Origin of the sequence: Streptomyces aurantiacus (genome assembly GCF_001418335.1) — a bacterium.
Lineage (GTDB): Bacteria > Actinomycetota > Actinomycetes > Streptomycetales > Streptomycetaceae > Streptomyces > Streptomyces aurantiacus.
Window position 1 is genome coordinate 1 of sequence record NZ_LIPP01000200.1, and the last position, 3768, is coordinate 3768.

3 protein-coding genes are annotated in these 3768 nt (G+C 72.4%); 2 read left to right on the forward strand and 1 reads right to left on the reverse strand.

The window, feature by feature from the left end; translation table 11 throughout:
* Positions 1-48 precede the first annotated feature (48 nt).
* Positions 49-771: an Rv1352/Rv1906c domain-containing protein gene (locus AOK01_RS25195; RefSeq protein WP_055515473.1), complete on the reverse strand. Its 723-nt coding sequence runs from the start codon at positions 769-771 to the stop codon at positions 49-51.
* 261 nt (positions 772-1032) lie between these two features.
* On the opposite strand from AOK01_RS25195, the gene AOK01_RS25200 reads away from it, so the two are divergent.
* Positions 1033-3147, forward strand: coding sequence for an N-6 DNA methylase (locus tag AOK01_RS25200; protein ID WP_055515475.1), 2115 nt, complete (start codon positions 1033-1035; stop codon positions 3145-3147).
* A gap of 143 nt (positions 3148-3290) precedes the next feature.
* On the forward strand, positions 3291-3768 hold a 478-nt coding region (locus AOK01_RS25205; protein ID WP_055515477.1), incomplete at its 3' end, for a hypothetical protein.

The window sequence follows — 3768 nt, forward strand, 5'->3', positions numbered from 1 at the left end:
GAGGAGAGGTACGGGCAAGGGGGCAGGGGGGGGCCGGACGCCCCGTCGTCAGCCGGTCTTCTTCCAGTCCTTGCAGCCCGACGTCTTGAAGTACGCGTCACCGGCGGCGATGGTCACGACGGCCGAGCCGGACACGTTGTTGTTCGCGAGGATCGACTCCAGCGAGTGGGAGGCGTCCTTGGTCCGCTCCCAGTAGCAGAGGTCGTCCGTGTTGCCGGTGGACCGGTAGGTGCCGGGGGCGATGTCGACGCCGACTCTGTGCATCCCGCCGGCGCCCTTGACCAGCGTGGCCGGTGTGCCGGACGCCTTCGCGTCCACGGCCTCCCAGTCCTTGCAGCCGCTCGACTTGAAGAGGTTGTCGCTCTTCAGGATGGTCACGTAACTGGTGCCGCTGACGTTGTCGTTGGCGAGGATCGAGTCCATCTCGCCCGAGGCGTCCTTGGCGCGCTCCCAGTAGCAGAGGTCGTCGGTGTTGCCGGTGGTCCGGTAGGTGCCGGGCTGCACGTCGCTGCCGACCTCGAAGTCGCCGTCCCCCTGGAACGCCGCCTTCTTCTCGGCCTCGTCCCCCTTGCCCGCCTTCGCGTCCTTCTTCGTGCTCGCGGCCGAGTCGGTGTCGGCCTTCTTGCCGGACTCGCGCCCGGCGGAGACCGCGGAGTCCTTGCCGGTGCCGCTGCCGGAACCGGCGTCCCCGTCACCCGCGTTCGCCGACACCGCGCCGATGACGACGACGCCCACGACGACCCCCAGCGCGATCTTGCCCTCGGCGCCCATGACAGTCCCCCTCCCAGAGATGACAGCCGCCCTTCCCGGCGGCCGTTCATCCGATGGGTCAATCACAGCAGAGCTTGTGAACCGAGTCAACACGGTTCACAGATATGGCCACGTACACGGCCGTGAATGGAGGGGGGCTTGCCTGCGCCGATATGCTCCACGTCACACACGGAGGCGTCACAAGCAAGAAGGCGTCACACACCGAGAACGCGCCACACACCAACGAACTCGACGCCACACCAGACGAGGGGAGCCCGGCGGGTGCAGGAGAACGGGACAGAGGTCACCGCGGCCGGAATCGCGCGGCTCGCCGGAGTCGGCCGCGCCGCCGTCAGCAACTGGCGCCGCCGCCACGCCGACTTCCCCAAACCCGTCGGCGGCACCGAGACCAGCCCCTCCTTCGCGCTCGCCGAAGTCGAGGACTGGCTGCGCGTCCAGGGCAAGCTGGCCGAGGTCCCGCTGCGCGAGCGCGTCTGGCAGCAGGTCGCCGGACACCCGCAGGGCGCCGTCGCCGCCCTGGTGTACGTCGGCTGTGCTCTCCTGCTCGTCCACGACCGCCCCACGGTCTGGCTGGAGTTGAGCGCCGGCTCCGACGACCGCCTCGCCGAGCTGCTGCCCGCGCCCCTCGACCAGGTCCTCACCCTCCGCTTCGGGGCGATCCGCAAACGGGCCGTCGACACACCGACCGCCGACCGACTGAGGGTGTCCGCGCCCCTGTTGCGCGGTGCGGCCGAACTTGCCGCGGAGCTGGACGCGCGTAAGGCGTACGAGTTCCTGCTCGGCCGGCACCTCGACGCGAACCCCCGCCAGTACACGCTCACGCCGCCCGGCCTCGCCGCCCTGATGGCCGATCTCGCCGGACCCGCCGCCGACGTCCTCGACCCGGCGTGCGGCACCGGCGCACTGCTGCGCGCGGTGGCCGTCGCGCAGGGCTCGTCGTCCACCGCGGACCAGCACCTCCACGGCCAGGACAGCGCACCCGAGCAGGCGGCTCTGACGGCACTGCGCCTCGCCCTGCACACCCGGGCCACCGTGCGCACCGCCGCGGCCGACACCCTGCGCGAGGACGCGTACGGAAGCCTCAGGGCCGACGCCGTCCTGTGCCACCCGCCGTTCAACGAGCGCAACTGGGGCCACGACGAGCTCGCCTACGACCCCCGCTGGGAGTACGGCTTCCCCGCCCGCACCGAGTCCGAACTGGCCTGGGTGCAGCACGCGTTGGCCCGGCTCAAGGAAGGCGGTATCGGAGTCCTGCTGATGCCGCCCGCCGCCGCCTCGCGCCGCTCCGGCCGCCGTATCCGCGCCGACCTGCTGCGCCGTGGCGCCCTGCGCGCCGTGATCGCCCTGCCGCCGGGCGCGGCGCCTCCGCACAACCTCCCGCTGCATCTGTGGGTGCTGCGCAAGCCCGCGGTCACCGGCCGGCGCGCGCAGCCCGAGGTGCTGCTCGCCGACACCGGCGTGTTCACCGCGGACGGCCGCGGCGGGCTCGACTGGGGGGCCCTGCGCGCCGCCGTCCTCGACGCCTGGCGCCCCTTCGACCGGAACGGCACCGCGCCGGAGCGGCCGGGCCTCAGCCGCTCCGTGCCGGTCATCGAACTCCTCGACGACGACGTCGACCTGGCCCCGGCCCGTCATCTGCCGCCCTCCGAGGCCGGCGGCGGCGTCGAGCAGCTCGGGGTCGTGCGCGACCGCCTGGGCGAGACCCTGCGGCTGACCGGCCGCCTCACCCCGCCCTCCGCCGATCCGCGCCGGCCCACCCGCTGGCCGCTCACCACGATCGGCGAACTCGCGCGCGGGGGCGCGCTGCGGCTGCGTACGGGAGGAAACGGCGGCCACGCGCGCGTGCCCGTCCTCACCGACCACGACGTACTCGCCGGAACAACAGCTTCCGGATCAACTCTCTCCGGAACGGCACTCTCTGGAACAACGCCGTCCGGATCGGCGCCTCCTGGAACGCTCGCCGAGAGCGACGAGGAGGCCGTGCTCACCGAGGCCGGGGACGTCGTCGTGCCCGTGCTCGGCGGCGGCTCCATCGCGCGCGTGATCGACGAGGCGGACGCGGGCGCCGCCCTCGGCCGCAACCTCGTGCTGCTGCGGCCCGACCCGGCCGCACTCGACCCGTGGTTCCTCGCCGGCTTCCTGCGCGGCACCGCCAACAACCGCCAGGCGAGCAGCTACGCGTCCACCGCGACCCGGCTCGACGTGCGCCGCCTCCAACTGCCCCGGCTGCCCCTGGAACAGCAGCGCGCGTACGGCGAACGGTTCCGCGCGCTCGCCGAGTTCGAGGGGGCGCTGCGGCTCGCGGGCAGCCTCGGTGAGCAACTGGTCCGCGGCATGTACGACGGTCTGGCGGACGGCACGGTCGAGCCCGGCTGAGGCCCCTGGGGCGTACGCGGTGACCAGCACGACAACGGTTCGGTACAACCCTGGACCACTTGTCCTTGTCGGCCTATACGCTCGGACTCCGCATTCGTACGTCCCTGTCGTCACCCGTCCCCATCAGGTCTCCAGGAGCAACCATGCAAGGCCACGGCCAGGCGCAGCCGGTGAAGCCGCCACCCCCGACCGGGCAGCTGGTCTTCCTGCGCGTGTTCTTCGTGGTGCTCTCCGTGTGCAGCTGCGGCCTGCTCGGCTGGGCGATGATGCTGCGCTTGGCACTTGTGACCCGCAGATCGGTCGACTGGGGCCTGCTCGTGGCCGTCCTCGCGACCGAGGTCCTCGGTTTCGTCCTGGTCGGCGCCGAGCCCGGCGACGAGATCCACACCACGGGTGGCTGGACGGGCCTGACCCTGCTCCTGGGCAGCCTCGTGCCCGCGGTCGGGTACTACCTCGCGGCGGACATCCGCCACTTCCACCAAGTGCGGTACACGTACCAGGGTTACCCGTCGCTCCAGCAGCCCCCGGCGCGCCCGTACGGCTACCCGCAGCAGCCGTACGCCACCACGACCGGCCCGCACACGCAGGTGCCGCCGATGGCCCCGACACCCCACCCCCAGC